This window comes from Borrelia crocidurae, from assembly GCF_000825665.2.
Lineage (GTDB): Bacteria > Spirochaetota > Spirochaetia > Borreliales > Borreliaceae > Borrelia > Borrelia duttonii.
Genome location: NZ_LN609267.1, coordinates 607,479 through 611,453 on the forward strand (window position 1 = coordinate 607,479; position 3,975 = coordinate 611,453).

2 protein-coding genes and 1 pseudogene (1 of these 3 cut by a window edge) are annotated in these 3,975 nt (G+C 25.4%); 2 read left to right on the forward strand and 1 reads right to left on the reverse strand.

What is annotated here, in order from left to right; genetic code table 11:
- Positions 1-767, reverse strand: partial view of a M15 family metallopeptidase gene (locus BN1173_RS02980; RefSeq protein ID WP_052456024.1) — the 5' portion only. 37 nt of this gene lie to the left of the window's left edge; 767 of the gene's 804 nt are visible here — the first part of the coding sequence; its start codon is at positions 765-767; the stop codon falls past the left edge of the window.
- Positions 768-1,243: 476 nt separating this feature from the next.
- Here BN1173_RS02980 and BN1173_RS02985 point away from each other — a divergent pair.
- A pseudogene (locus BN1173_RS02985) lies at positions 1,244-2,591 on the forward strand (MATE family efflux transporter).
- A 24-nt stretch (positions 2,592-2,615) separates the two neighbouring features.
- Positions 2,616-3,971: a UDP-N-acetylmuramoyl-L-alanine--D-glutamate ligase gene (gene murD, locus BN1173_RS02990; RefSeq protein WP_040236494.1), complete on the forward strand. Its 1,356-nt coding sequence runs from the start codon at positions 2,616-2,618 to the stop codon at positions 3,969-3,971.
- Positions 3,972-3,975 lie beyond the last annotated feature (4 nt).

Sequence of the window (3,975 nt, forward strand, 5' to 3'; positions counted from 1 at the left end):
AAATATAGAAGCCAAAATTCAAGAAATAAATGTAAATAATCTAAACAAAAATGTATTAATNNGGCACATGCTTGTTTTCCAATGTACATGTAATGCCAAGGTTCTGCTTTATAACCAGTTTCTTTTTCATGTTTTTTTGGATATGATAATGAGAATCCATATTTTGATGAGTTTTCATAAAGCCATTTTCCTTCTTTTGTATTTAATAGGTTATCATCTGTATTGATAAAATCTATTGTTGTTCCTAATTGGTGTTGTGAGTGATTAGAAATTGCTGATTGTATCTGTGCTGACTTTATGCCATATGTTTTTACATTATATTTGAATAAAAAATTTTGGTATTCTTTTGTTCTATATGCTGATATTATTTTTATTTGTAAACCATTTTTTTTGCCTGCATTTATAAGATCAATTAAGTCATTTATTAATATTTTTCTTAATTTGAGGTTTTCTTTGCCAATGTTTTTAAGTTCTTTGAAATTTTTTAAATAAACCAAGTCAGTTGGGTTATATCCTTTAGGAATAGGGATTTTTTTATTTACAAGTATTAGTAAATTGTTTTCTTCCGCTTCAAATAATGGTTTTAGTTCTTGAATAAATGAGATAGGTTGTTCTTTTATTTGTTTTTGATGAACTTGATCTAGAGTTTTTATGATATTAAGTAAAGTTTGAAAGTCTTGTTTTGATATTGTATTTGCTTCTAAAGAAGGGTTATTAATTAAATTACTAACTAAAAAAATTAGTGAAAAAATATTAAAAGATATCATTAGTATATAATTATATTGCATTATCCAGTTTAATATATAGTTATATTATGTTGAGCTTTTGTTATTGATGAATAACGTATTAGTTTTAGTTTTTAATTTTGTTTTTATAAATGCTAAATTAAGTAAGATTTGGTGTTATTGTATAAAAATTGTAATTAATGTAATTATTGTGAAATTTACTGTAAATGATACAAAGATATGTTAAAAAGCCAGGAACATTTTTGTTAGTTGTTGTTTTAGGTTATTTAAAAGATAATTGGCTAAAGGGAATTCATTATAGGAAGCAGCTTTAATTTTAAAAATATATTATAATAGCAATTAAGGATATTATATGAGTAATATGAATTTAAAATTCATGTTGATCTTATTTAATAAAGGTATTTTTGTTATTTTTTTATAGTATATTTTTTAAGTTGGTTTTGTTTGTTTTTCCTAACAATTTGAAAATTTGCTTTTTTTATATTTAGGAGGAGGTTATGCATTCATTAAGCAAATCCAAGAAAAGCAGTGTTTATCGAGATGTTTTTAATATTGCAATTCCAACAGTCATTGAATTCTTTTTGTTTAATATTGTTGCATTTACAGATAATATTATGGTGTCTTACCTTGGTGATTATCCTGTTGTTGGTGTTTCTCTTGCAAATAAATTGTTTGAGTTATTTAGTACTATTGCATTTGCTGTAATGGGAGCTTATAATATATTGGCTACAAGGCAATATTCGCAAGGTGATATTAATAGTTTTAAAAATACATTATGGTAAAAGTATTGCAATAATTTTCTTTTTTTCTTTTTTATTTATCTTAGTTTCATTATTTTATACATATTTTTTACTTGAATTCATATCTAACCTCACTTAATAGCCGTATCTTATGGCGTATCTTATGCTGAATATTGCTGTTTATTCTTTTATATTTGCCGTTGTTAAGGGAATTATTGCGAATTCTCTAAAAGTTGTTAAGGTCACTAAAATTCAGATTGTTACTTCTATTATTTCAGTTATTGTAAATATAGTTTTTAATTATATGTTTATTTTTGTTTTTAATATGGGAGTAATTGGTGCTGCTATTGCAACTACATTGGTTCGTCTACTTGAGCTTGTTTTTTATCTTTTTTATACTGTTTTTAATGTAAATTCACATTTTTATCTTAAGTTTGAAAACTTAAAAATCAATCCTGTAATATTTTCTGAGTTAATTAAAGTTTTTGTTCCAATCTTTTTAAATGATTTTATTTGGTATATAGGATATTTTGTTTTAAGTGCAATCTTTTCAAGAATTGATACTGCTAAATATGCAGCATATAGCATAACTTTTTCTACTTATTTTATTGGATTTAATATAGTTCATGCTTTTTGTTTTGCTGTTAATATTGTGATGGGACATGAAATGAATAATGATAAGTATGAAATAATGTCTGTTGCAATATTTTTGGGTAAAATAGGTCTTGCTTTGGCCGCTTTAACTTCTATTATAATGTTTACTTTATCATTTATAGCTCCTTATGTTTTTTATAAATTAGAGTATGCTAGCCTTACGGGGGTTATGTTAAGATATTATTCCATTTCAGCTTTTTTTACATCACTTGCATTTCAATATTTATTTGGGTTTTTCCGTGCAGGTGCATCTCCAAATTTTGGGGCTGTTATGGAGGGTGCTGTAACTTTAATTTATACAATTCCCATTGCATATTTTTTAGCAAATTATACTCAAACTCCTTTTGAACTTGTTGTATTTATTCCAACTCTTGAAGATGTCATTAAATTTGGCATTTCTTTACCTTATTTTTATAGTACTAAATGGATTAAGTCTATTAGAACAGGTTAATTATTTTGTTATAATATTTGTGTTGTGTGTCTAAATGAAATTAAAGGTAAAAATTTTTTAATTATGGGTTTAGGGCTTCATGGAGGAGGTCTGGCTGTTGCAAAGTTTTTGTTAAAACATGGTGGTAATTTAGTAATTACGGATTTAAGAAATGAAATTGAGTTAACTCCAAGTATTAATTCTTTAAAACAGTTTAAAGATAAAATTCGATACGTTTTAGGATATCATAATGAGGATGATTTTAAGAGAGCAGATGTTGTAATTAAAAATCCTGGTGTAAGCTTTGATAATCAGTATTTAAAGCTTGCAAAAAGAATTGAGAGTGAGATTAGTTTATTTTTAATGTTTAATAAAAATCCAATTGTTGCTATTACGGGAACTAAGGGAAAATCAACCCTAGCATCTCTTTTGTATAGAGTTTTAGTTGCTAGTTATCCTAATGCTAAGCTTGGAGGTAATATTGGAATATCTCCTTTAAATTTTTTGGACGAACTTGATGGAATATCGCCAATTATTTTGGAACTATCTTCTTGGCAATTGCATGATATTAAGAGTTTATCTCCTATGATTAGCATTATTACAAATGTTTATTGTGATCATCAAAATTATTATTCAAATTTTGATGATTATATAGAAGATAAGGCAAAAATCTTTATAAATCAAAATTCTGGAATTTTAATTGTGCAAGATCAAGCTTATTATAATTACTTTTCTAGGTTTAAACATAATCTTAAGATTGTTTTATTTTCAGAAATTATGCCCGTAGATTTTAAAGAAGATATCTTTTATTTTAAGGATGGAAAAGTATATTTGAATGATGGAGAGATAGGTGTTCTTAATGAATCGAAAATTGTGTTATTAATTTCTAAAATGATTACTGTTTTTGTTGCAAATTATTTGCATTTAAATTTGAATATTTCTTCTGAGATTGTGTCTATTTTTGATGGTATTGAACATAGGTTAGAATTTGTAAAAGAATTTAATGGCGTTAAGTATTATAATGATACGGCATCAACAATTCCTGATTCTACAGTTTTTTCTATTAAGAGTTTAAAGGTCCATGGAGAATCAATCCATTTGATTACTGGCGGAACTGATAAAGAATTGAATTTTGAAATTTTTGATAATATTTTAAGTTTTGTAAAAACTTGGATTTTACTACAGGGAAGTGCTACTTTAAAAATTATTGAATTTTTAAAATCAAGAAATGTTAATTATTTTATTTTTTCATCTTTAAAAGAATGTGTTTGTTATGCTAAAGAAATAGCTATGATAAATGATATAGTTTTATTTTCTCCAGCTAGTGCCTCTTTTGAGCTTTTTCATAATGAGTTTGATCGAGGAATTTGTTTTAAAAATTTAGTGAATAGTATGATTTAAATTC